The sequence below is a fragment of the Gordonibacter sp. RACS_AR68 genome (genome assembly GCF_030418485.1).
Lineage (GTDB): Bacteria > Actinomycetota > Coriobacteriia > Coriobacteriales > Eggerthellaceae > Gordonibacter > Gordonibacter urolithinfaciens.
The window spans coordinates 1-22,868 of record NZ_JAIPUP010000002.1 but is presented as its reverse complement, the minus strand read 5'-3'; the positions used below and the strand labels follow the sequence as shown (position 1 = coordinate 22,868).

25 protein-coding genes and 1 pseudogene are annotated in these 22,868 nt (G+C 68.6%); 17 read left to right on the top strand and 9 right to left on the bottom strand.

Translation table 11 applies throughout. The annotated features are described in order from the left end of the window. From K9U15_RS04820 to K9U15_RS04800, 5 genes are all read left to right on the top strand, one after another. Positions 1–276, top strand: a complete 276-nt coding sequence (locus tag K9U15_RS04820) for a hypothetical protein (protein ID WP_301155689.1) — start codon at positions 1–3, stop codon at positions 274–276. Continuing rightward, positions 269–2,575 (top strand): molybdopterin-dependent oxidoreductase, encoded by a 2,307-nt coding sequence (locus K9U15_RS04815; RefSeq protein WP_154270695.1) that lies wholly within the window; start codon positions 269–271, stop codon positions 2,573–2,575. Before K9U15_RS04820 ends, K9U15_RS04815 begins: the two co-directional genes overlap by 8 nt. A gap of 20 nt (positions 2,576–2,595) precedes the next feature. Then, positions 2,596–2,931 carry an oxidoreductase gene (locus tag K9U15_RS04810; protein ID WP_123674436.1) on the top strand — a complete coding sequence of 112 codons (336 nt, stop codon included), beginning with the start codon at positions 2,596–2,598 and terminating at the stop codon, positions 2,929–2,931. Between the two features lie 161 nt (positions 2,932–3,092). Beyond that, positions 3,093–4,265: an MFS transporter gene (locus K9U15_RS04805; protein ID WP_301155688.1), complete on the top strand. Its 1,173-nt coding sequence runs from the start codon at positions 3,093–3,095 to the stop codon at positions 4,263–4,265. A 210-nt stretch (positions 4,266–4,475) separates the two neighbouring features. Next, the gene (locus K9U15_RS04800) at positions 4,476–5,189 is read left to right on the top strand and encodes a VanZ family protein (RefSeq protein WP_301155687.1); all 714 of its coding nucleotides are present in this window, start codon (positions 4,476–4,478) and stop codon (positions 5,187–5,189) included. A gap of 127 nt (positions 5,190–5,316) precedes the next feature. Here K9U15_RS04800 and pyrE read toward each other — a convergent pair whose 3' ends face one another. Continuing rightward, positions 5,317–5,994: an orotate phosphoribosyltransferase gene (pyrE, locus tag K9U15_RS04795; RefSeq protein WP_087191966.1), complete on the bottom strand. Its 678-nt coding sequence runs from the start codon at positions 5,992–5,994 to the stop codon at positions 5,317–5,319. A gap of 594 nt (positions 5,995–6,588) precedes the next feature. Here pyrE and K9U15_RS04790 point away from each other — a divergent pair. Then, positions 6,589–8,334 (top strand): sensor domain-containing diguanylate cyclase, encoded by a 1,746-nt coding sequence (locus K9U15_RS04790; protein WP_301155686.1) that lies wholly within the window; start codon positions 6,589–6,591, stop codon positions 8,332–8,334. A gap of 28 nt (positions 8,335–8,362) precedes the next feature. Here K9U15_RS04790 and K9U15_RS04785 read toward each other — a convergent pair whose 3' ends face one another. Further along, on the bottom strand, positions 8,363–9,205 hold the full coding sequence (locus K9U15_RS04785) for a hypothetical protein (protein WP_123674432.1): 843 nt from the start codon (positions 9,203–9,205) through the stop codon (positions 8,363–8,365). 134 nt (positions 9,206–9,339) lie between these two features. Here K9U15_RS04785 and K9U15_RS04780 point away from each other — a divergent pair, with 134 nt between their 5' ends. The 5 genes from K9U15_RS04780 (at position 9,340) to K9U15_RS04760 (ending at position 13,866) form a co-directional block, all read left to right on the top strand. Further along, positions 9,340–10,038, top strand: coding sequence for a lantibiotic protection ABC transporter ATP-binding protein (locus K9U15_RS04780; protein WP_301155685.1), 699 nt, complete (start codon positions 9,340–9,342; stop codon positions 10,036–10,038). Continuing rightward, entirely contained in the window at positions 10,035–10,811 is a 777-nt protein-coding gene (locus K9U15_RS04775; protein ID WP_123674430.1) for a hypothetical protein, read from the top strand. The genes K9U15_RS04780 and K9U15_RS04775 overlap by 4 nt, the downstream gene beginning before the upstream one ends. Beyond that, positions 10,808–11,626: an ABC transporter permease gene (locus K9U15_RS04770; RefSeq protein ID WP_241557752.1), complete on the top strand. Its 819-nt coding sequence runs from the start codon at positions 10,808–10,810 to the stop codon at positions 11,624–11,626. Before K9U15_RS04775 ends, K9U15_RS04770 begins: the two co-directional genes overlap by 4 nt. 150 nt (positions 11,627–11,776) lie before the next feature. Further along, a complete protein-coding gene (locus K9U15_RS04765) occupies positions 11,777–12,439 on the top strand; it encodes a response regulator transcription factor (protein WP_301155684.1) in 663 nt (220 codons plus the stop codon). Continuing rightward, positions 12,427–13,866 (top strand): HAMP domain-containing sensor histidine kinase, encoded by a 1,440-nt coding sequence (locus tag K9U15_RS04760; RefSeq protein WP_301155683.1) that lies wholly within the window; start codon positions 12,427–12,429, stop codon positions 13,864–13,866. The genes K9U15_RS04765 and K9U15_RS04760 overlap by 13 nt, the downstream gene beginning before the upstream one ends. Positions 13,867–13,945: 79 nt before the next feature. Here the strand turns inward: K9U15_RS04760 and K9U15_RS04755 are convergent, their stop codons facing one another. Both K9U15_RS04755 and K9U15_RS04750 read right to left on the bottom strand, forming a co-directional pair. Next, positions 13,946–14,530: a type 1 glutamine amidotransferase family protein gene (locus K9U15_RS04755; protein WP_301155682.1), complete on the bottom strand. Its 585-nt coding sequence runs from the start codon at positions 14,528–14,530 to the stop codon at positions 13,946–13,948. Positions 14,531–14,591: 61 nt separating this feature from the next. Next, positions 14,592–15,479 carry a YafY family protein gene (locus K9U15_RS04750; protein ID WP_301155681.1) on the bottom strand — a complete coding sequence of 296 codons (888 nt, stop codon included), beginning with the start codon at positions 15,477–15,479 and terminating at the stop codon, positions 14,592–14,594. Positions 15,480–15,787: 308 nt separating this feature from the next. Between K9U15_RS04750 and K9U15_RS04745 the strand changes: the two genes are divergently transcribed. Both K9U15_RS04745 and K9U15_RS04740 read left to right on the top strand, forming a co-directional pair. Then, the gene (locus K9U15_RS04745; RefSeq protein ID WP_087191957.1) at positions 15,788–15,997 is read left to right on the top strand and encodes a helix-turn-helix transcriptional regulator; all 210 of its coding nucleotides are present in this window, start codon (positions 15,788–15,790) and stop codon (positions 15,995–15,997) included. Beyond that, on the top strand, positions 15,994–16,476 hold the full coding sequence (locus K9U15_RS04740; protein WP_096228213.1) for a hypothetical protein: 483 nt from the start codon (positions 15,994–15,996) through the stop codon (positions 16,474–16,476). Before K9U15_RS04745 ends, K9U15_RS04740 begins: the two co-directional genes overlap by 4 nt. A gap of 114 nt (positions 16,477–16,590) precedes the next feature. Here K9U15_RS04740 and K9U15_RS04735 read toward each other — a convergent pair whose 3' ends face one another. From K9U15_RS04735 to K9U15_RS04715, 5 genes are all read right to left on the bottom strand, one after another. Continuing rightward, the gene (locus K9U15_RS04735; protein WP_096228214.1) at positions 16,591–17,382 is read right to left on the bottom strand and encodes a bifunctional 2-polyprenyl-6-hydroxyphenol methylase/3-demethylubiquinol 3-O-methyltransferase UbiG; all 792 of its coding nucleotides are present in this window, start codon (positions 17,380–17,382) and stop codon (positions 16,591–16,593) included. A 24-nt stretch (positions 17,383–17,406) separates the two neighbouring features. After that, the gene (locus K9U15_RS04730) at positions 17,407–17,763 is read right to left on the bottom strand and encodes a DUF1048 domain-containing protein (RefSeq protein ID WP_087191954.1); all 357 of its coding nucleotides are present in this window, start codon (positions 17,761–17,763) and stop codon (positions 17,407–17,409) included. Next, positions 17,760–18,083 carry a PadR family transcriptional regulator gene (locus K9U15_RS04725; protein ID WP_123674696.1) on the bottom strand — a complete coding sequence of 108 codons (324 nt, stop codon included), beginning with the start codon at positions 18,081–18,083 and terminating at the stop codon, positions 17,760–17,762. Before K9U15_RS04725 ends, K9U15_RS04730 begins: the two co-directional genes overlap by 4 nt. Positions 18,084–18,301: 218 nt before the next feature. After that, the gene (locus tag K9U15_RS04720) at positions 18,302–18,781 is read right to left on the bottom strand and encodes a type III toxin-antitoxin system ToxN/AbiQ family toxin (protein ID WP_157780582.1); all 480 of its coding nucleotides are present in this window, start codon (positions 18,779–18,781) and stop codon (positions 18,302–18,304) included. A gap of 320 nt (positions 18,782–19,101) precedes the next feature. Further along, the gene (locus K9U15_RS04715) at positions 19,102–20,031 is read right to left on the bottom strand and encodes a DMT family transporter (protein ID WP_123674695.1); all 930 of its coding nucleotides are present in this window, start codon (positions 20,029–20,031) and stop codon (positions 19,102–19,104) included. Between the two features lie 262 nt (positions 20,032–20,293). Here K9U15_RS04715 and K9U15_RS04710 point away from each other — a divergent pair, with 262 nt between their 5' ends. From K9U15_RS04710 to K9U15_RS04695, 4 genes and pseudogenes are all read left to right on the top strand, one after another. Then, a complete protein-coding gene (locus K9U15_RS04710) occupies positions 20,294–21,307 on the top strand; it encodes a helix-turn-helix domain-containing protein (protein ID WP_241557782.1) in 1,014 nt (337 codons plus the stop codon). Next, positions 21,256–21,408 carry a hypothetical protein gene (locus tag K9U15_RS04705; protein ID WP_241557781.1) on the top strand — a complete coding sequence of 51 codons (153 nt, stop codon included), beginning with the start codon at positions 21,256–21,258 and terminating at the stop codon, positions 21,406–21,408. Before K9U15_RS04710 ends, K9U15_RS04705 begins: the two co-directional genes overlap by 52 nt. Before the next feature lie 217 nt (positions 21,409–21,625). Then, the gene (locus K9U15_RS04700; protein ID WP_301155680.1) at positions 21,626–22,312 is read left to right on the top strand and encodes an ABC transporter ATP-binding protein; all 687 of its coding nucleotides are present in this window, start codon (positions 21,626–21,628) and stop codon (positions 22,310–22,312) included. Positions 22,313–22,316: 4 nt separating this feature from the next. Continuing rightward, positions 22,317–22,868: pseudogene (locus K9U15_RS04695) on the top strand (hypothetical protein); the annotation flags it as partial.

Sequence of the window (22,868 nt, the reverse complement as noted above, 5' to 3'; positions counted from 1 at the left end):
ATGGAGCGCTGCTACGTGTGCAACCACTGCGGGAAATGCGACGAGATGGAATGGGGTATCGCCCCACCGCCACCCGTCTGCCTCGACTGCGGGCATGTCGTGGAGCCGGGCGAGAGCCCCGCCCGCTGCGCCGTGTGCGGCAGCGGGCTCATCGCGGCGACCGACCGGACCGCATCGCCTGGGCCCGGCGGCGCTCAGCCCTCCGTCGGCCCGCGCAACCAGGGAAACCGCTTCGCCAACGGGCGGAGCGCAACAGAGAGGAGAGAGCATGAGTGAGTTGACCCGCGTGTCCGAGACGCCTCGCGTCACGGAGCTCGAGGACGGGACGAAGGTGTACCGCACGGCCCAGTGGTCGCCCCCGGGCTGTCACGGCGTCGGCTGCGGCCTGAAGGCGTTCGTCAAGGACGGCAAGTTGGTGAAGGTGGAAGGAGACCCCGACCAGCCCATCACGAACGGGCGCCTCTGCGTGCGTTGCCTGACGCTGCCCGAGTACCTCTACCACGAGGACCGTCTCCTGCATCCCATGAAGCGCGATCGCGCGTACCGCGGCCAGCCCGACAAGTGGGAGCGCATCTCGTGGGACGAGGCGTACGATATCATCGTGGAGAAGTACCGCGAGCTTACCGAGAAGTACGGCCCCGACACGGTGTCAGTTTGGACGGGCACCGGCCGCGAGGCCAGCGCGTACCAGTTCCAAACGTGCAACCAGGTGTTCCACAGCCGGACGGCCATCCACGCCAACGGCGGCTGGTCGTGCGTCATTCCGCGCCAGACCGCCATGGACTGGCTTCTGGGCTGCGCCTACGTGGAGTACGACGGCGCCTTCGGCTTCAAGGACCGCTACGACGACCCGCGCTACGAGCTGCCCCGCTACATGCTCGTGTGGGGCCGCGACACGCTGTGGTCGAACCCGGACGGCCTGTTCGGGCACAGCACGGTTGACATGATGAAGCGCGGCATGAAGGTCATCGTGGTCGACCCCCGCGCCAACTGGCTCGCCCGCCACGCCGCCTACCATTTCCAGATCCGGCCCGGCACCGACGCGGCGCTCGCCATGGCATTCAACGCGGTCATCATCAAAGAGGACCTCTACGACCACGATTTCGTGGAGAAATGGACGTACGGCTTCGACGAGTACGCGGAACGCTGCTGCACCATGACGCCCGAGAGGGCCGCCGAGATCTGCGAGGTGCCGGTCGAGGACATCTACGCCGCCGCCCGCTGCCTTGCGCAGAAGCCGTGCACGGCGTCGGTGGGTCTCAAGACCGACCAGAACCCCAACACGCTCCAGATTTGCCATGCCATCTGGGGTATTTTCGCCATCTGCGGCAACCTGGACAACCCGGGCGGCATCAAGCTGGGACAGACCATGCTCAACGGCGGCTCCACGGGCCGCAAGGGCGTGGGCATGCTGGTGGAGGAAGAGGACACGAACCCTATCCCCATCGCCGGCCACGACCAGTATCCGGCCATGGACTTCATCATCAACACCACGCAGCCCGACTGCACGTTGGACACGCTGCGCACGAACATCCCGTACCCGATAGAGTTCCTGTTCATCCAGAGCTCGAACTTCATCTCGTCGTGCATCACCCAGCAGCCCATGCAGTGGATGGAGGCATGCCGCCACAAGGAGTTCGTGGTGGCCACCGACATCTTCATGAACCCCACTATCCAGGCGCTCGCCGACGTGGTGCTTCCGGTGTCCACCTCGCTCGAGCACGAGGGCATCGTCACGTTTCACGGCTGCAACCAGCCCGGCCAGTTCCATGCGCTCACGAAGGTGCTCGAGCCGCTCGGCGAGTGCAAGTCCGACCTGGAGATCATGCTCGACCTCGACCACCGCATCAATCCCGACCGCACCGAGGACGCCGAGAAGTGGTCGAGCCCGCACGCGTACCTGGACAACAAGATCCAGAACATACCCTACACGGCCGACCCCGACACGGGCGAGGACATGACCTACGAAACGCTGCGCGAATGGGTATACGGCCGCTACGAGATTCCCTACTACCAGTACGAACTGGGGTTGTTGCGCGCCGACGGCAAGCCGGGCTTCAAATCGCCCACCGGGCGCGTGGAGCTGTGGAGCACGGTGAAGCAGCACCTGGGCGAGGATCCGCTGCCCTACTACGAGGAGCCGCGCTTCTCCAAGCGCTCGCGCCCCGAATGGATCGACGAGTACCCGCTCGACTTCGTCACGGGCGCCCGCCGTCCCACGTCGTTCCACACCGAGCACCGCATGATCGATTCGCTGCGCGAGATACGCACCGCAGCCACGGTGGAGATCCACCCCGCCACCGCCGAGAAGCACGGCATCGGCCAGGGCGACTGGGTGACCATCGAGAACCCCTGGGGGAAGTGCCAGATGGTTGCCGACATCACGCCCATCGTGAAAGAGGGCGTCATCGGGTGCGATCACGGATGGTGGTACCCGGAGGACAAGGACGCCGAGCTGTTCAGCGTGCGCAAGTCGTCCATCAACTCGCTCATGCCGTGGAAGGAGATCGGGAAGCTGGGCCTGGGCTCCCACTACGGAGCGCTGCCCTGCAAGATCTACCGGACCGAAAACTAGCCTGGAAGGGAGGTATTGATATGGCCACCTATGGACTGATGGTAGACAACGAGTACTGCACCGGCTGCCACACCTGCGAGATCGCCTGCCGCAACGAGCTGGGCCTGCCCTTGGGGCAATGGGGCATCAAGCTTTTGGAGATGGGGCCGTGGCGCAAGACCGACGGCACCTGGGAGGGTAAGTACGTCCCCGTGCCCACCACCTCGTGCAACCTGTGCGAGGGCCGCGTTGCCGCGGGCGGGGAGCCCTCGTGCGCGCTGCACTGTCTAGCTAACGCCATCGAGTACGGCACGCTCGAGGAGCTGGCCGCGAAGATGGCCGAACGCGGGGCGCAGTGCTCGGTGTTCCTGCCGTAAGCACTTGGAGCCGGGCGCGAGGCACTCGGCCGGAAACAGCTGCGCCCGGCTCTTCTCCTGCTTGATCGGCGCCGGTGCCTGGTGCGCACGTTTTGAACTTGGCTCGGCACCGGTTTCCGGCTTTGGAAGCCAGGGGTTGCTGCAAGAGGAGGGGGGAGGGCATGGGGAGCGCGAAGCTGTGGAACACGAGGTTCGCGCAGCTGTTCTGCATCGAGGCAACGCTGCAGTTCGGGCTGTACCTCACGCGACCCCTCATCGCGGGTTATGCGGTTTCGTTGGGAGCGTCCCTGACTTTGGCGGGTTTCCTCGCGGGGCTTTTCGCCGCAGCGGCTCTCGCTGCAAGGCCGGCGAGTGGCATCGTTGCTGACAGGCTGGGGAAAAAGGACCTGCTCTCGGTATCCTGCGGGCTCTTCGCGGTCTCGGCTTTGGGGTGCGCCCTGTTCCGGTCGATCCCGCTCATGGCGCTCTTCCTGACCCTGCAGGGGTTCGCCTTCGCCTTCAAATCGACCGTCGTCGTCTCGCTCGCATCGCTTGTGGTTCCCGAGGAGAGGGTGGGAAGCGGCGTAGGGTGGCTGGGGGTAGCCTACACGATAGCCTGCGCCCTGGGTCCTGCGTTCGGCTCGCTCGTCGGCGACATGGCAGGCTATGCGGGCGCCTTCGCCACCTCGGGGGCTCTGCTTTCAGCGGGGTTCGTCATGGCGGTACTGTTCAAGACGCCTCCCGCTGCAGAGGTTCGTGCATCGTCGGGCGGGCGGCTTCGCGGAAAGCCCTCCGATTGGCTCTACGGCCCCGCGCTGCCGCTTTCCGCGGTAGCCGGCCTGCTGATGGTGGCGCAGGGCGTGACGTCGTCGTTTGTGCTCGTAGTGGGCGAAATGCGCGGCATCGAGGGCGCGCCCCTGTATTTTCTGCTTTACTCCTTGGCAACGGCGACGGCGCGACCTTTGGCAGGGCGCATCAGCGATGCGCGCGGCGTCCATGCGGTGGCGGTTCCCATGATGATGCTCGCCGCATTCGGGATGCTGGCGGCGGCGTTCGTGGATTCGTTCGCGGGCATCGCCGCGGCGGGAGTGTGCATGGGGGCGGGGCAGGGATCCGCGTACTGCGCCCTGCAGGCCGAGTCGGTGCGCGGGGTTTCTAAGGATCGAGTTGGGCGCGCTGCGAACACGTTCTATCTCGGACCGGATCTCTGCATGGGCTTGGGCCCCGTTCTGGGAGGTTTCGTACTGCAGGCGGCGGGGGCGGCGGCCCTGTTCCTGTTCAACGCGACAGCCGTCCTGACAGGCTTGGGGCTGCTCGTCGTTTGCGGAAGGCGGCGTGCCGACAGCGCCTCTTGACGGTAGCCGTCCAGCCACGCTCCGTCGGCTGCGAAGGCTGCCGTGCCCCCTCATGCTCCCGTCCCTTAAGCGTTCCTTAACCGGCGCTGAAGTTGCGGCTACGGTTGGCGCGCGCGGGGCGGGGCAGGGGCCTCAGGGCGGTACGCTTCTTCCTGCCCCGGTTGCGCGCACCGGGGCGCAACCGGTCGGAAGCGGAGAAGGAGCGGCCTTATGGAGCAGTCAAAGGCTTGCGGGTGTGCAGGCAAGGCGGCGGGCAGGGCGGACGGCCCTGCGAGGGACGGCGAACGCGATGGCGGGCCCCGCGGCGCGACCGACCGCGGGCTGGGACGCAGCGCCGGGCACGGGGCCGGTGGCGTGGCGGACGGCCTTCCGGGTATCGCCGCACCGGCGGCGTTCCAGATGGAACGGCCGGCGGGGTTCTTGGGAAGCCGGGCGCTCACCGGGTGCCTCTTCGCGGTCTATCTGGCGTTCCTGGCATGGATCGTGCTGCTTAAAGGGCAGTTCTCGCTTGACGTGGCAGGCACGATGCGCAGCGTGAACCTAGTGCCGTTGGCGGGCGCGACGGTCATCAACGGCGCGGCCGACTACCGCGAGACCGTGGAGAACCTGGTGGCGTTCGTGCCGTTCGGGCTGTACCTGGGCATGCTCGCAGGGCGCCAGCCGCTTTGGCGGGGCATCGCGGCCGTGGCGGCCGTGAGCCTGGGCTTCGAGGTATTGCAGTTCGCGTTCGCCATGGGGGCGTCGGACGTCACCGACCTGATCGCGAACACGGCGGGCGGCGCGCTGGGGCTGGGCCTCTACGCGCTCGCGCGCCGCGCCTTCCGCTCGGACGGGCGCGCGCTGCGCTGGTGCAACGCCGCGGGGCTTGCCTGCACGCTGCTCGTCCTGGCGCTGACGGCCCTGCTCGTGGCGGCGAACGGATAGTGAGGCGACCTGGGTCTGCCCGGGATGAACGACAGGGGGAGCGCACCATGCGCTCCCCCTGTCGTTCATCCCGATGGCCGTCTTTCGCTTCGTTCGGCCTGACGGCCGCACCTGCGGGAGGGCGGGGCTACTTCGCGCCGTACTGCTCGTAGTAGGCGTCCAGCGCAGCCTTCACCTCGTCGTCGATGACCACGCGGCCCTGGCACTCGCGGTTCAGCAGGTGCTCCGTGACCTCGGCCATGTCCACGATGGACGCGCATGCGAAGCCGTAGCGCTCGCGCACCTCGTCGAGCGCGCAGATTTCGCCGCCCTTTCCGACTTCCATGCGGTTGAGCGACACCATGAGGCCCACCACCTCCACGTTCGCCTGCTGCATGAGGATGGGGTGAGTCTCCTCGATGGACTTGCCCGACGTGGTCACGTCCTCTACGATGACCACGCGGTCGCCGTCATGAAGCGCCGAGCCCAGCAGGATGCCCGTGTCGCCGTGGTCCTTGACCTCCTTGCGGTTCGAGCAGTAGCGCGCCTCCTTGCCGTAGAGCTCCGAGAGCGCCATCGTGGTGATCACGGAAAGCGGGATGCCCTTGTACGCCGGGCCGAACACCACGTCGAAGTCCAGGCCGAACGCGTCGTGGATGGCGCGGGCGTAGAACTGGCCCAGGCGGTGGAGCTGCGAGCCCGTCACGTAGGCGCCCGCGTTCATGAAGAAGGGGGACTTCCGGCCGCTCTTCAGCGTGAAGTCGCCGAACTTGAGCACGTCGCTCTCCACCATGAACTCGATGAACTCCTGCTTGTAGGCCTCCATGGGCGCTCCCTTCCTCCCGCGTGCGGCACCGTGCCGCACGTGCGCGTTCCGTCGTGCAACCATGATACAAGAACGCGGCCCGCTCCGGGTCTATTCGCGAAAAACTACAATAGGAGTCATTGACAACTATTAGATTACGTCATACAGTAAGGGCGGTCTGAAACACAGGAAGGCGCGCCCGGCATCCCACCCCCCAAGGGATGCCGGGCGCGCCTCGTTCGTGCGAGCTGGACCCGCCCTTCGCCTTGCCGTTCCAGGTGCCGTGCTACGCGTGCGCAACTCCTTTCCGACGCCGGCGCGTTCGATGACGGGGATCCGTCCCGGTTCTGCCTCGAGGCGAACGACTGCGACTCCGGCACACGCTTCCGGTCCTGGCTGGCCGGGGGCGGCACCAAACCTCTTCTGCGCCGCCGCTGCGCCCGGGCGTTCCGGTTGTCGATTTTTTCTCCCGATTGCCATGCGCGCCCGTCAACGCCTGGTTGAAAGGCCATACTGCCAGTGGCGCGCTATTGCCAAGGGGGTGCGCAAGCGACGATGAAGGGCGAGGGGAGCCCTCCGTCGAACCGTGAAGCTTGGCAGGCTGGGGGGATGGGCATGAACCCGCTTTTCGACAAGGCGATCGCATACGTTTCCGAGACGGTGCGGCTGTTCTACTCCGGCAAGGACGTGGAGCGCGTGGTCGGCCGCTTCGCCGACGGCTTCTCCTGGATCGGCGCCGGCGAGGTCGAGTTCTCCACCGATTCCGAGGGAATCGTGTCGTACCTGTTGGAGCGCGCCCCGCTCGCGCCGCCATGCGAGGTGTCGGACGAGGACTTCCGCCTGGTGAACGTGGGGGAGCGCTCCTGCACGGTCATGGGGCGCTACCGGGTGCGCACGAGCGCGGACTCGGGCCTGGTGCTGGAGGAGCGCCAACGCTGCAGCTACGAGCTGGTGGACGAGGGCGGCGAGCTGAGGATCGGGCACGTCCACGTGTCGAACCCCTACCAGGCCATGAAGGACGAGGAGTTCTTCCCCTTCGAGGCCGGCCGGCAAAGCTACGAGTACCTGCAGCAGCTGGTGCGCGAGAAAACCGAGACCATCGACCTCATAACGGCGAACATCGCCGGCGGCCTGAAGGTGAGCGAGGACGCCGAGCCCTACCGGCTGGTGTACGTGAACGAGGGCCTGGCGCGCATGCTGGGCTACACCACCGAGGAATTCATGGCCATGAGCGGGGGCACGGCCTCCGGCATCGTGTACCCGCCCGACCTTGACCAGGCGCTCGCGGACGTGCGCCGCTGCTTCGCGCAGGGGTCGTCGTACGAGACGGAGTACCGCGTGCGCAAGAAGAACGGCGAGCTGGTGTGGATCATGGACTCGGGTCGCAAGATGGAGGCCGCCGACGGGTCCGTGAAGATCAGCAGCCTGCTCATGGACATCACGTCGCGCAAGCGTGCCGAGCAGGCGCTGCTGCTCGAGCAGGAGCGTTACCGCATAGCGCTGCGCAGCGTGACCGACGTTCTGTTCGAGTACGACGTGGAGCAGGACGCGCTCATAGAGTTCGAGCGCGGCGTCGCGACTGCGGACGGGGCTCCGCCCGAGGAGCGCCGCTACCCGCGCTACACCGCGTCCGCGGAGTCGGGGCGCATCCACCCCGACGACTTCCGCCGCCTGTCCGAGGCGCTGCGCGACGACGGCTCCACCACGATGGAAGTGCGCCACCGCGTTGCCGGGGGCGGCGACGCGTGGCGCTGGGTGCGCATGCATGCCCTCATGCTGCGAAACGCCGAGGGAAGGCCCGTGCGCACCATCGGAAGCTGGAAGGACGTTACCGAGGAGCGCCGCCGCATCGAGCAGCTGGTCGACCAGGCGCGCCGCGACCCGCTGACGAAGCTGCTCAACCAGGGGGCGGCCGCCGAGTTGGTTGCGCAGCAGCTGCCTGCATGCGCCGAGCGCGGAACCGGCGCCCTGCTGGTGGCGGACATCGACGACTTCAAGGCCGTCAACGACACATACGGCCATCTGGCGGGCGACGACCTGCTGGTGGGTGCGGCGGGCGTGCTGGCCGAGGGGCTGCGCGGCGAGGAGGGCTTCGCCGCGCGCATAGGCGGCGACGAGTTCGTGCTGTTCCTGCCGCACGCCGACGCGGACCGTGCGCGCAAGGCCGGCGAGCGCCTCGGCCGGGCGGCGTCGGCGCTGCAGGTGTCGGGCCGGCAGGTCACGCTCAGCGTGGGCGTGGCGCTGGCGGGCGCGGACGGCGACGACTACGAGCATCTCTTCGCCGCCGCCGACCGGGCGCTCTACGACGCCAAGCGCGAGGGCAAGGACTGCACCCGCTTCGCCGGCGGCTGCCGCCCGTAAAAGCAGGGCGCAGTGTCAGCGGGGACGTTCAGTTCGCGCCCGAAGTGTTGTCGGTCGTGCGCCAACCCAGGGAGGACTCGGCGCGCACGAACACGTTCGTGCGCGGGTAATAGGTGAGGCGCACGAAACCGCCGGTGTCCACGATCTGCTGGAGTACGGCGCGGTCCTGCTCCTTGATGGACACGTACACGTGCTCGTTGCCGACCCCGGTGGTGAAATCGATTACGAGGTCGGTGGCGTTGAAGGCGGCGCCGCGACCCGAGGGGCGCTGCTCTTTGAAGCCGTTGAGCATGCACGCTTCCTCGCTGGGGCCCTCGGCGGCATCCGCGATGGCATCGGCGGCCTGCATCCCTCCGATTATGCCGGCGACCAAGCCGAACGCGAGCATGATAAGGACGATGCCGAACGGCTTGAAGTGATCGTACGTGCAGCGGTGTTTCCATCGGTGCCACCGGTACCGCACCAGCACGGCGAGGGAGATCAGCATGGTGATGCCTGCGGCGACCGGTGCGCGGCCGAGCGCGGTGAGGGCGCCGAGGGCGACGAGCCCCGCGCCCACGTAGCACACGAGGTTGAGCGCGATGACGCCCGCCTCGCGTGCTGCCTCGCCCCGTAGCGTGCGCCAGCCCTCTTCGGTGCGGGGGCGTGAGCGCCAGGGGTCGCGCAGGATCACCGGCACGAAGCAGGCCACGCCCACGCCCATGGCCACGAAGCCGAGGGCCCTGATGCCGTAGTCGATCACGCCCTGGAGTCCGATCGAAGGGGAGAATTCCCCGTACATGAGCACGGCGAACCCGCCGAACAGCAGCGCGATCCCGGCGATGACGAGGGCCTTCCACCCCCACGTGAAATCGGCGCGCAGAAAGCCCATGCGGTTCCTCCCCCTTCCGAGAACGAACTCCCATTATAGGGCACCGCGTGCGCGCGGCGATTGTTTCCCCTGCCTTTAACGAATCTTTAAGAACCGGGCGCATCCTGGGTTCAGGCAAGAGAAAGGAAAGGTCTATGGGAAACCTACTGGAAACGAACGCGCTCACGAAGACGTTCAAGGGACAGACGGCGGTCGACCATGTGTCGCTGCACGTGCCGGAGGGCTCGGTGTACGGTCTTTTGGGGCCGAACGGCGCGGGGAAGTCGACGCTGCTTAAAATGGTGTGCGGCATGTTGCGCCCCACGTCGGGCAGCATCGCCTTCGCGGGGCGCCCGTGGACGCGCGCCGACCTCGACGGCATCGGCGCGCTCATCGAGACGCCGCCGCTCTACGACAACCTCACCGCGCGCGAGAACCTGCGCGTGCGCACGACGCTCTTGGGCGTGCCCGAGAGCCGCGTCGACGAGGCGCTGGCCACGGTGGAGCTCGCCTATACGGGCTCGAAGCGCGCGGGGCAGTTCTCGCTCGGCATGAAGCAGCGCCTCGGCATCGCGCTCGCGCTCGTGGGCAGCCCGCGCCTGCTCATCCTCGACGAGCCGACGAACGGCCTCGACCCGGTGGGCATCCAGGAGCTGCGCGCGCTCATCCGGTCGTTCCCGGAGCGCGGCATCACTGTGGTGCTGTCGAGCCATATCTTGAACGAAGTGGAGCACGTGGCCGACCTCGTGGGCATCATCGTGGAGGGCCGGCTGGCCTTTGAGGCGCCGCTCGACGCGGGCGTCGATTTGGAGAGGCTGTTCATGGACGTGTGCATGGGGAAGGCGGTGGCATGATGGGAGCTGCAGCAGGATCGTTTCCGACCGTGTTCAAGGCGGAGGTGCTCAAGGGCCGCCGCGGCGCCCCGCGCAAGGTGGCGCTCATCGCGCCGCTGCCGTTCTGCGTGCTGGGCGTGCTGTCCTCGGGCGTGATCCCGGGCACGGGCGCCATCGGCGGCATCGCGACGTGCTTGTGGAACTACTGGTACGCGCTCATGATGCCGGTGGCCATCGCGCTCATCTGCGCGTCCATCGCGAACCTCGACGCGCGGCAGAAGCTGCGCCCGGTGCTCGGGCTTCCGCTGCCGCCGGCGCGTACGTGGTGGGCCAAGGTGGCCTACGCGCTCGCGCTCGTGCTGGGGGCGAACCTCGTCGTGCTCGCCTGCTCGACGGTGCTCACGGCGCTCGGCGCTGAGGGGCCGAGCTTCGCCGAGGGGCTGGCCGCGGCGGTCCTGCTGACCCTCGCCAGCTCGTGGATGGTTCCCGCCGCGCTCGCGCTGACCCTGCGCTTCGGCACGCTCGCCGGCATCGCGATTCCGGCTTTGGCGCAGGTGGGCGTGGGCATCGCGCTGTGGACGTCGGGCGCGTGGTTCGCGTTTCCCCCGGCCACGACGCTGTGCGCGGTAGCGCCGCTCTTGGGCGTGGCGCCCTCGGGCGTGCCGCTCGAGGCAGGGGACGCGCTCGGCACCTTCGGCGGGGACGCCGTGTGTGGCATCGCGGTGGCCCTTGCCCTGTTCGCGGCGCTCGCCATCGCCGGGGCGGCGTGGTTCTCGAAGCGCGAGGCCGCATGATGGCGCGGGTGACGTTCGCGCACGCGCTGCGCTCGGAGGCTGCGCGGCTGCGCCGCTCGCCCCTCGTGTGGCTCCATGCGGTGTTGGCGACGGTCCTCGGCGGGCTGGCGGGCGCGTACTTCGCGTTCTCGGCCTGGGATTCGCTCATGGGGACCGACGCGTTCTTCCAGCTGCTCGGCGCCGGCGCGCCGCTTTTGGCGGGCATCTCGTGCGGGCTGGCGGCCGACGCGGAGCAGCGGGCGGGCGAGGCGGCGAACCTCTTGGGCGTGTCGTCGCGCAGAAGCGCGCTCGCGGCGAAGATCGTCGCGCTTTTGGGGCTCGGCCTCGCGGCGGCTGCCTGGGCGGCAGTGCTGTTCTGCGCGGCCCTCGCGCTGGCCGGGCGCCCGATGCCGGAGCTTCCGGCCCTCGCGCTGGCCGTGCTGGGCATCGCGCTGGGAAGCGCGTGCTCATACGCGGTCTTCCTGATCGTGGCGCTGAAGTGGGGGCGCAACGCGTCCATCGGCCTGGGCGCGCTTGGGTTCATCGCTGCGATGGCGCTGCTCGGCGGGCTGGCGAACGGGCTGGTGACGGGAACGTTTTCCGGGGCGCTGGGCGTCGAGGCGGCCGCGCTCGTGCCGTTCGCATGGCCGTCCCGCCTGGCGACGCTGCCCCTCGAGGCGTCCATCGCCTCGGCGATGGGCGCGGCCGGCCAGGCCCAGGCGCTCGCGTCGGCCTGGATAACGGTGGCGCTCGCATGCGTCGTCCTGACGGCCGTCGTGGCAGCCGCGGTGCTGGCCTGCGCGAACCGTTTCGAAGGCCGCCGCGGCGGCGAATGAGGCATCGCCCCTCGCGCCTCGCCTCCGTCTTCCGTGCCCGACCGGAGCCCCGCCGATCCGCATAGTCGGGGACGGCGGGAAGCGGGGGTGAGACAAAGGGACGGGGTCTTTGTCTCATGCTACACTCGACGACGAAGGAAAGGAGCGAAGATGGCGCGGATACTGGCGGTGGACGACGAGCCGGCGATCAGGAGCCTGCTTGAGCGCACGCTCGGCAAGGACGGTCACGACGTGCGCTGCGCGGCATGCGCCGAGGAGGCGCTCGCCGCGCATCCCGAGCGCTACGACCTCGTGCTGCTCGACGTGATGATGCCCGGCATGGACGGCTTCGAGCTGTGCCGCATCGTCCGCGAGCGCACGGACGCGCCCATCGTGTTCCTCACGGCGAAAGCCGCGGAGGAGGACGCCGTGTTCGGCCTCGGCGCGGGCGCGGACGACTACGTGCGCAAGCCCTTCGGCGCGGCCGAGCTGCGCGCGAAGGTAGCCGCCCACCTGCGGCGCGAGAAGCGGGAGCGCGTGTACGCCCTCGCGTTCGGCGACGTGCGGCTCGACCTCGCGGCGCGGGAGCTGTACGTGGGCGAGGCGCGCGTGGCGCTGACGAAGACCGAGTTCGACGTGTGCGAGTTCTTGGCACGCCACCCCGGCCAGGTGTTCTCGCGCGACCAGATCGTCGAAGGCGTGCTGGGTTGGGGCGCCGAAAGCGACGCGGCCACGATCTCGGTGCACGTGAGCAACGCGCGCGCGAAGCTGAAGGCGGCGGGCGCGGAACCCGTGCAGACCGTATGGGGGGTGGGGTACAAATGGATCGCGTGAGCGGAAGCGGAACCCGGCGCGACCGCGGGCGAGGTCTGCCGTTGAGCCTGGTCATCCTGCGCTACTTCGCCTACGTGCTGGCGGCGGCCGTCGCGTTGGCGCTGGGGACGTACCTCGTGTTCGGCATCCTCGTCGGCACGGGCGCGGTGTATCCGGCGAACTACGGCGACACGGCGCTCGCGGAGACGTCGGCGCGCCTGGCTGAGCTGCCGAGCGACGATGCTGGGGCGATCGACGACGCCGTGCCGTCGAGCTTTCGCTGGGCCCTGTTCGCGCAGGACGGCGCCTACGTGGCCGGCGATGCGCCCGAGCGCGCGCGGGACGATCTCAAGGCGGCCGCCTTCGACGGGCTCGCCATCGCCTACGGAGGGTTGAGCACCACGCGCTACGAGCCGGTGGAGCTGGCCGACGGCTCGGTGTGCGTGCTGACGTACGACTACATGCCGCAGTTCGCGTCGAAGGGGCTGCGCGACGCGCTGCCGAACCCGCAGAACCTGCTGCTGGGAGGGTTCGCCGTGCTGGCGGTGCTCGTGCTCGTGTCCATAGCCGTGCGCGCGGCGCGCGTGCTGTCGCGCAAGATGGCCCCGCTTGCAGACGCCGCGCGCCGCATCGAGGAGCGCGACCTCGACTTCGAGGTGGGGGCGTCGGGCGTGCGCGAGATCGACGACGTGCTGGGCGCGATGGACGAGATGCGCGCCTCGCTCAAGCGCTCGCTCGAGGCGCAATGGAGAAGCGAGCAGGCGCAGCGCGAGCAGATCGCCGCGCTCGCGCACGACCTCAAGACGCCGCTCACCGTGGTGCGCGGCAACGTCGACCTGCTGCTGGAAGGCGAGCTGTCGGACGAGGCGCGCCCGTGCGCGGCCGATGCGGCCGAGGGCGCGCGTCAGATGGGCACGTACCTGGCCGCGCTCATCGACGCGACGCTCGGCGACGCCGCGGCGTTCGCGCCGGTCGAACGTCCGCTGCGTCCCTTGCTCGAGCGGTTGCGCGCGCAGGCCGAGGCGCTTGCGGCGTGCGGCGGCGCGCAGGTGGCATGGAGCGAGGGCGCGGGGCTGCCCGAGGCGCTGCGGATGGATGAGGCGCTCGTGGAGCGCGCCGCGATGAACGTGGTGGCGAACGCCGTGGAGCACGCGCCCGCCGGCTCGACGGTGGAGGTGCGCGTGCGGGCGGACGAGGCGGCGGGCGCGGGCGGCATGCTCGCGGTGAGCGTGGCCGATGCGGGGCCCGGCTTCTCTCCCGAGGCGTTGGAGCGCGCCTGCGAGCGCTTCTACCAGGGCGATCCCGCTCGCACCGCGCGCGGGCACCGCGGGCTGGGGCTGCATGTGGCCGCTCAGGCCGCCGCCCGCCACGGCGGCTCGGTGGAGCTGGCGAACCGCGAGGACGCGGACGGCGGCGCTTGCGTGACGCTGCGGTTTCCGCTGGGCTAGGGGCGCCCGCTCCCATGGTGCGGAGCGGGCGCCCTGGGCGGTCGAGCGCCCCTTCGCGGCAGGGGCGCCGCGTCCGGCGCTACCCGGGGTAGAAGCCGTCCTTGTGGAGCTTGAACCAGGCATCGGGGTCGTCCTTCGCGTCCAGCTCGCGCAGCACCTCGCGCGCGAACTCGAGCGCGGCGCTGCCGTTCGCCGTGACCACGCCGCGGTCGGCCACCGCCTGCGCTTCCACGAAGTGCTCGGCGCCGCGGTAATGGGGTGCGCACTGCTGCACGTACTCGAGCGTGTTGCCCGTGTGGGCGCAGTCGTCGAGGAAGCCGTGCTCGGCCAGAAACGCGGCCGCGTTGCAGATGCCTCCCACGAGCGCCCCCTGCTCCCGCGCACGGCGGACGAGGGGCTCAACGGCGTCGATGCCGCTCGTCGGGTCGAGCCAGGGGTTGCCTCCGATGAGCAGCAGGGCGGCGAATTCCTCGGGGACGTCGTCCAGCGCGTAGTCGGGCACCACGGCGATGCCGCCCATCGAGCGTTTCGGGGCATGGTCGGGCGCGACGGTTTTCACCTCGAAGGAGTCGGTTTGGTTGAGCTCGGCGCACACGTACGAGCTTTCCCAGTCGGCGAAGCCGTCGAACACGTAGACGAGCACGGTTTTCTTCGGATGCTGCATGGTGGATCCTTTCCTTAGGGGGCGGAACCCATAGTACGGGAGCAACCATGACAGCTGTATGTCATGGTTTTCGAATATGTGCGAGATCGCCCAGGAATCCGCAGAGCCTTTGCACCCAGGCGGCGTCGTCGGTGCGGAAGCGCGCGACGCCGGCGGCTTCGTCCGCTCCGCGTTCGAGGAAGCGCGCGTCGATGGTTTCGACGAGGGCGAACTCGTCGGCCGCCTCGTAGTCGAGTTCCACGAGGAAGGTGCCCGGAACGTCCTCGTCGGGCGGCAGCAGCAGCGGGGCGTGCGGGGCGGAGAGGGCGAGCGCCGGGGTGTCGCGCGGTTCGAACGTTTCGCCCAGCACCTCGAGAGCGGCGATTCGTTTGAGCTTGAACAGGCGAAACGCCTCGCGTTCTCGGCAGAAGGCGTGGAGGTACCAGCTCGATTGCTTGTAGACGAGCCGCGCCGGCTCCACGGTGCGCGCGCTGCGCCCCGACCGCGCGATGTACTCGATCCGCGCGCAGCGCCGCTCGCGCACGGCGTCGAGCAGAAGGGCGAGCTTCTCTTGCGCGATGCCGTCGGCGAACCACGACGAGAGGTCGAGGGCGATGGGGCCGCTCGCGGCGACCTGCGCGTTCGCGTCGGCGCCGGGGACGAGCCGGGCGATGAGCTGCGTGACGGCCTGGTCGCCGTCGACGCTGCGCAGCCCGTCGAGCGCCGCGTACAGCGCCGCCGCGTCGTGCGTGCTCAGCAGGTCGCGGCGCACCTTGAAGCCCTCGACGACGCCCACGCCGCCGCCCGCGCCCGGGAACGTGACGAGGGGCACGCCCGCCTGCCCCAGCGTGTCGAGGTCGCGCGCGATCGTGCGCGTCGACACCTCGAACCGCTCGGCCAGCGCCCCGATGGTCGTGCGCTGCGCATCCGCCAGCACGCACATGATCCCGATGAGTCGTTCCATCCGCATAAGCCCCCCCCTCCCTCCCTTTCCTGCCTGCATTCAAGGCGCCAACTCGCCAAGCGCCAGCTTGCCGCGGCGTCAGCTTGCACTGGCGCAAACCTGCCGGAGTGCAAACCTGCCGGAACGCAAACTTGTCAAGCGCCAGCTTACCATGCCTGCGACGGAGTGCTTAGCGTGAAACATCTGTTCTCTTTATTATGCGCCGGCTGTTCTGTTTCGGGCGCCCGCGATGCAAGTAAAGTCAACTTGACATATCTTCGCCCGCCTGCCATACTAGGTAAAGTCAACTTTACTACTATTGAATCGAGCCGACCGTGGACACCATCAGGAACCGGGTGAGGGAGCTGCGCGAGGACCGCGGGCTCTCCCAAAGCGAGCTGGCACGGCTCACGGGCGTCACCCGCCAGACCATCATCTCGCTGGAGAAGGGGAGCTACGTGCCGTCGCTGCTTTTCGCGCTCAACCTGTGCGAGGTGTTCGATGCCGCGGTGGAGGACGTGTTCAGCAAGGAGGAGCAATCATGAAGAAGGTGGTGTTCGAGAGCGTGGGCAACGTGCTGCTGTTCGTGCTCATGGGGCTGGCGTTCATGTTCCCGTTCTCGCGCTACGAGGGCGGTGCGACCGCAGACGGCTTCTCCCTTTCCGTCCACCTCTCGCCGCTCATGGCGGTGTTCGTGGTGTTCCTGGTGCTCTATCCCATCGCCCGTGCGATGTTCGTGAGGCGCAGCGGGCTGCATGCGAGCACGCGGGACAACCTGGAGCTCGCAGCCGACGACGAGCGCGAGCTCCAGATAACGGGCCGCGCGCTCAGAACCGCGTACCGGGTGCTCATGACGTGCTTGATCGTGGGCCTGGGCGTGCTGGCTGCCGCCCAGTTCCTCTCCGCAACCTTCCTGGGCGACGCCGTAGCCGTGTACCGCACGGCCGTGGGAATCATCGCCGCCACCCTCGTTGCCGCGAGTGCTTCGTACTGCATCCGGTGGTGCCTCGAGTACCGGAAGTGAGGGGCGGCCCGCCTCCCGGCGCGACCCTCGCGGCATCGGGCAGGTCTTCCGGCGTCTCCACCCTCCAAGCCCCGAAGTCTCCCTGCTCCCGGCACCCGTCCCACGTGCGCGCCGTCACGCCGAGGCGCGCAGGCTGAACGTCATCGGGAACCTGTCGTCGTTGCCAGGGAGCTCGTAGAGGCCCTTCTCGGGGGAGAGCTCGAGGCTGCCCGAGTCGAAGAAGTTCTCGGGGAACTCGTTGAACGCGTCGATGCGCAAGCCGGCCCCGATAAGCGCGTTCAGGATGTCCGAGACGGGGTGCATCCAGAAGTACGCCTCGACGCCCTCCTTCGGCTCCGAGGCGTAGCCGCCGATGCAGTCGTCCACGTCGGGCTCCTTGCCGAAGTAGGGGTACGCCAGGTCGTACTCGCCGCGTCCCAGCTTGGCCTCGTCGAAGGCCAGGTAGAACGGATGCGAGTCGAACACGTAGAGGAAGCCGCCGTCCGCGAGCAGCCGTCGCACGCCGCGCGCCCAGGAATCGAGGTCGGGGAGCCAGCCCAGCACCCCCTCGGATGTGAACACCACGTCGTAGCGGCCGTCGAGGCTGGCGGGCAGGTTGCAGGCGTCGGCCTCGACGAAATCGACGTTCGCGAACCCGAAGTCCTCGGCGAGCATCCGCGCACAGCGCACGTTCTCGGGAGCCAGGTCAACGCCCGTCACGTGCGCCGCGCCTTCGGCCAGCGCCAGCGTGTCGAACCCGACGTTGCACTGCAGGTGCGCCACGCGCTTGCCGGCCAAATCGCCCAGCTCTTCCCGTATGTGGGCGTTCAGACGGTTCTCCCCGTCCTCGATGCGCTTCCGGTAGTGGCGGTAATGGTCCTCGGCCAGCATGCCCCAGGCATGCCGGTTGCTCTCCACCTCGATCATGCCAGGTCCTCTCCTCTCGTCGGGCTAGGGGCGGTTGCTCCCCAGCTTTCCCATGATAGCGCGGTTGAGGGCGTCCTGCTTCGTGCCCTGGTACGTTTTCGCGCCCGTCAGCAGGTCGTCGCAGAACGCGGCCACGTCCTCGCCGGTGACGTCCAGCACGTCCCGACCGGCCGCGGCGCCCTGTTCGAACAGGTCCACGAGGTCGGCCAGCACCACGGTCATGTCCATGCCGTCGCCGGCCACATGGTTCCACATATAGTGCTGGATCTTGTCGTACACGAAGCGGTAGTCCTCGGGCAGCGCCTTGACGCGCGCCATGGCCTCGCGGTACTCGCGCTTCTCGCGGGCGACCTTCTTGAAATAGGCGACCGGGTTCTTCATCGGCTCTCCTTCAGCTCGTTGATCTTCGACGCGACGAACTCCCATTTCGCCCAGAAGCGCACGAGCTCCTCGCGGCCCGTATCGTTCAGCGCGTAGAACTTGCGCGGCGGGCCCAGCTCGGACGGCTTCTTCTGGGTGTCCACCAGCCCGTTCCTCTCCAGGCGCACGAGGATGGCGTACACCGTGCCTTCCGCTACGTCGGCGAAGCCCAGCGCGTTCAGGTGCCGGGTTATCTCGTAGCCGTACGTCTCCTCGCGGCCGATGATCTCCAGCACGCAGCCCTCCAGCACGCCTTTCAGCATCTCGGTTAGGTTCTCCATCGCTCCCTCCTTCCAAGCGGTTCGGGTGAACGGTATTCAGCGGTGCTTAGTACCAGTATATAGTAACACAGAATAGCGAGGATACAGGAGGGCACGGGCAAGACGGTAAGGCGCGGCGGGCAGGAGCGCGGGCAGGCCGGATCGCGGGTATGGGCGCTAGGCGGGGCGCTGGGGGCGTGATACGGCGGCTCGCCTACCGCCGCGGCGTGCGAGCGTCCCTACGAGTTCGCCTGCCGCTCGCGCAGGTGCGCCTCGAGCCGCTTGAAGTCGCAGCACACCGCGGCCAGATGCGGGTCCTTTCCCGAGGTCGCCATGTCGTAGACGTGCTGCGCCTTCGAGACGATCTGCCGCGCCTTGCGGTTGCAGTACTGGTATTCCTCAAGAAGCAGGCGCTTGCGCTGGTAGTCCTCTTCGTCGAAGCTCTTGACGGCTCGCAGGTCGGGCGGGATGGGGAACATGAAGGAGAACCGCAGGCTTCCGACGGGCTTGTTGTTCACGTTCTTGATGACGAAGCTTGTCTTCTGCGATTTGGTGAACGAGGAAACGGGTGCGAAGTAGTCAAGACCGTGGATGCGGAACAGGACGCCGCACACGAACTTGTTGTGCTTCTCGTACTGCACGTTCGGCACCTTCGGCTCGATGGCCTGTAGCTCGTCGATATAAGCCTGATCGACGGTGTAGAAGTTCAGCGCCCCCATGATCTCCCCCTTGTAAAAAAGATAAGCGGCTCGACTGCTCGAACCGCTCATGCTTACCAGTCGCGCTTATCGGTGGCGAAACACCTTGCATAAACCAGTCGCGCTTATCGGTGGCGAAACACCTTGCATAAACCAGTCGCGCTTATCGGTGGCGAAACACCTTGAATAACCTTAGTATGGCACGCGCCCGCGCGGAGCGCAAGCGAACAAACGATGGGGAAACTATGCTTTACGTCTACACAGCTATGCGTCCACCGCATCTGTTAGTGCGTGTCCCAAAAAGGGACAGTCCCCATTAGAGGTGTTCCGAAGCGTGCCGGCTAGGCGGGATGCTCCGCAGCTTCCTCCGCAGGCTCGACCTGCGCCTTCATGTGGGGAAGCTGCGAGATGGCGATGCCGGCGAGGATGGCGACGATGCCGACGGCCTGGAGCGCCTCCACCGGCTCGCCGATGACGAGCGCGGACAGGGCGATGCCGCAGGGAAGCTCGGAGGACGCCATGATGGCCGAGAGTCCCGGCGTCAGGTGCGGCGTGGCGATGCCGAACAGCACCACGGGGACGAACAGGGCGCACAGCCCCAGGACCAGGCCGAACTTCCAGATGCCGTCCTGCAGCGCGCCGCTGGCGAAGTAGTCGGGGCACAGCGCGAAGCCGAGCGCGCACGCGCCCAGGCACACGACGAGCCCGCGCTGGATGGGCGGCAGGCCGCGCCCGACGCGGCTCGAGAAGAACATGAAGAAGGTGCAGCTCGCGGCCGAGAGCAGCCCGCACGCCACGCCGACGGGATCGAGCGCCCCCACGTCGCTCGAGAACGCCCTGCTGGCCAACAACGTCCCTCCCAGGATGACGGCGACGGCGACGACCTCGGCCGCGCGCGGGCGGCGGCGCACGACGACCAGTTGGAGGACGATGCTCATCCACGTGAACTGGAACAGCAGCGTGATGGCCACCGACACCGGCAGCAGGGTGAGCGCGTAGTTGTAGAGCACGGTGCCGATGCACGTGTTCAGCCCGAGGGCCAGAAGGGCGAGCACCTGTTTCGGCGAGAGCGGAACGAGGCGCCTGCCGCGCGAGCGTTGCACGAGCAGCGCCGCCGCGAACAGCAGCGCGGCGAACAGCGCCTGGCTTGCCACCGTCTGGGTCCAGGTGAAGCCGGCGGCGTAGGTGATCTTGACCGTGGTGGCCTGGGCGCCGTAGCTGGCGCCGGCGAGGAAGACGATCCCGGAGTATTTCAAGGTGTCCTTCTGCATGGGGCCTATTCTAGGGCATGCCGAGAGCGCCCGGAGGCGGGCGGGGCGGCGGGCCGTGGCGTCGGCAGAAGGCGTGCGCCGTGGGCCGCGCTGCGCCGCCTTGCCCGGTCGCGCGGTGCGTTACTTTCGCGTTCGAGAATCAACCGATGATCGCTTGCGTCAACCAATGCGACTCCCTCATACTGGAAGCGCGGAAAGCGTCCCGGAACCGGGCGCGGGCAAATCCCAAAGCGGCCGGGACCCGAAAGAGAGGAAGGCGACCATGAACGATGTGGGAATCGGCGCCACCATCGCGCGCGAGCGACGCACGGCGGGCGTCACGCAGGCCCAGCTGGCGGAGCGCCTGGGCGTGACGAAGGCTGCCGTGTCGAAGTGGGAGCTGGGCCAGAGCCTGCCCGACGTGGCGCTGCTGCCGCGCATAGCCGCCTACTTCGGCATCTCGCTGGACGACCTGTTCGCGTTTCGGCCGCAGCTTGCCGAAGACGAGGTGCGCGACGTCTACCTGGAGCTGTGCCGCCTGTTCGCCGAAGACGCCGACGCCGCCTACGCGCGCATGGACGAGCTCGTGCGCGACTACGCCTCGTGCTGGAGCCTGCTACTGCAGATGGCCTCGCTGTATTCGCAGCGCTCGCTCGTGGAGCCGGAGCGCGCCGTGGAGCTGCTGGACAGGACGTGCAGCCTGGCCGAGCGGGTGGAGGCTAATGCCGACGACGTGGAGCTGGTGCGCTCGGCGCGCGTCGTGCGCGCGCTCGTCATCAGCCAGCGCGGCGGCATGGACGAGGCCATTGCCCTGTTGGAGGGCGTGAAGCCCGCACGTCCGCTGGGCATCGAGGGGATGCTTGCGGGCCTGCACAGTATGCGGGGCGAGCGCGAGACGTGCCTGAAGCTCTGCCAGGAGATGCTGTTCTGGGGCGAGATGAACGTGATGCAGAGCATCGGCATGCAGCTTGCGCTTTACACCGAGGACCCGGCGCACCTCGCCGCGCTGCTGCGGGCGGCCGAGGGGGTGATGGAGGGCTTCGACGTTGAGGAGGTGAACCCCATGGAGGCCGCCACGTTCTGCGGCTCGGCGGCCACGGCGTGCCTGCGGGCCGGCGACGAGGAGGGCGCGCTGTCCTATCTGGAGCGGTTCGTGGGCTGCTCAAGCGTTTCGACTTGGACGGCTTGCTGTTCCCTCGGCGCTCCGCGCTGTTCGACCTCGTGCCCGAGCTGGCGGAGACCGACGTGGAGCGCGAGCAGGCGACCGCCGACACGCTGTTCGGCGGTCTCGATATGAAGGAGCAGTGCAAGCTGGCCGTCACCGGCGATGCCGCGTGGGAGCGCGTGGCCGACGATCCGCGCTTCCGCCCGCTGCTCGACCGGCTGGCCGCGGCGTAGGGAGTGCGAGGCGATTCCAGCCGGCGGGACTGTGCCAACAGTTTCGCAATCGGCATTTCGCGGCGGAACCATCCTGTAGGGCAAGGGCAGAGCCTTTGCCGCCACTTGCAGGACAATCTCGGTTGACGGCAAGGGCAGAGCCCCTTGCCCTACAGCGAACCTGGTGTGACTTCTGATGGAAACCTTGCGATCGGTCCAGGAAGACGAAAGAGGGCGAATGGACGCATTGGACGGAGAACCGCGCGCTGCGGCGCCCGCGCTGCGGGTGGAGGGGCTGGCGTACCGCTACGTGCGCCAAGACGTGTGGAACGACGTGTCGTTCTCTCTGGAGGCCGGGAGCATTGCGTTTCTGACCGGGCCGAACGGCGCGGGCAAGTCCACGCTGCTGCGCTGCCTGGCCGGATGGGACGCGCCGGCCGAAGGCACGGTGGAGCTTGCCGGCCGGCCGTTTCGGCCCGAGCGGCTGGATCAGCGCCGCTCCGTGTCGTTCGTTCCCGACGTGCCCGCCTTCTACGACGACCTGACCGCCGGGGAGCACCTTGACTTCGTGCTGAGGGCGAACCGGCTGCCCGCGGACGACGCCCGCGCGGCCGGGCTCGTGGAGGCGCTCGGGCTGGCGGGGCATCGCGACCAGTGCCCCTCGGCGTACTCGCGCGGCATGCGCCAGAAGCTCGCGCTCGTGCTGGCGCTGGCCGTGCGCCCGCGCCTGCTGCTGCTTGACGAGCCGTACGGGCCGCTGGACCCGGACGCCTCCGCCGTGCTGAGCGGCCTTCTGGACGCGGCGCGCGCCGAGGGCGCGGCGGCCCTCGTGAGCTGCCACCACGACGTGCCGGGCCTGGAGCCCGACCTGCTGCTGCACGTGGAGGGCGGGCGCCTGGCGGCGGCCGTCCCCGGGCGGGGCTGACGCCATGCTGTGCGACATCCGCCTGCTGCTATGGCTGCGCGCCCGGCATGCGCGCACGGCTCTCGTGCGGCTCGTCCACGCTGGCGGCACCGACCTCGTGGAGAACCGCAGTCCAGGGGAGCGCGCCTACCAGCTGTACCTGGCGGCCATCGCGGCGGTGTGGGCGGCGCTCATGTGGGCGGCCCTGCTGGACGCCACGGCGGCGGCATTCGCCGCGGTCGGGCCGGCATCGTCGGCCATGGCGCTGGCATTGGGCCTGCTGGCGCCTGTTGCCGTGCTCGCGTGGGCGGCGGTGCGGGCGCTGCGCACGTCGCCGGTGAAGCTGGCGCGCGCCGACATGCCCTTCGTCGCGGCGGGACCCTTGGGCATGCGCGCCATCGCGGGTATGGGCTGCGCCTCCTCCATGCTCGCGGGCGCCGCGGCCGGGGCGCTGGCGGGGTACGTGCTGGGCGTGGGGCTTGAAAGCGGGCTGGGGGCGTTCGCGCCGCCGGCGGCCTGCGCGCTGGCCGCCGCGCTGCTGGTCGCGGCGGAGGTGGGCGGCGCGTGGCTCCTGGGC